The sequence below is a fragment of the Achromobacter sp. D7-1 genome, from assembly GCF_059760445.1.
This window is the reverse complement of record NZ_JCBAMT010000181.1, coordinates 1-288: the sequence shown is the minus strand read 5'-3', so window position 1 is coordinate 288 and position 288 is coordinate 1. Positions and strand designations below refer to the sequence as shown.

General features: G+C 66.7%; 1 protein-coding gene. It reads right to left on the bottom strand.

From position 1 onward, the window contains the following. The coding region (locus AC6LKD_RS32680; protein WP_498118548.1) for a hypothetical protein at positions 1–288 on the bottom strand (288 nt) is incomplete at both ends.

Sequence of the window (288 nt, the reverse complement as noted above, 5' to 3'; positions counted from 1 at the left end):
AGGTGTAGGAGCCGTCGGCCTTGAGGACGATCTTGCCGTACTCGCCGTTGACTGCGGTGTTGACGTTGCCGTTGACGTTCTGGCCGGCGGCGACCGTGCCCTTGGCCACGCCCACGACGTTGGTGGCATCCGCGCCGAGGGTGTCGGCACCGGTGCCGCTAATGACGTTGCCGGTGGCGGTCAGCGCGGTGTCTTCCGTGACGGAAGCGGTGTCGGGCTTGGCTTCAGGAGCGGTGTCGGTGATGAGCACCACCAGGTCGTCGGACTTGACCTGGTTGGCCGCATCGG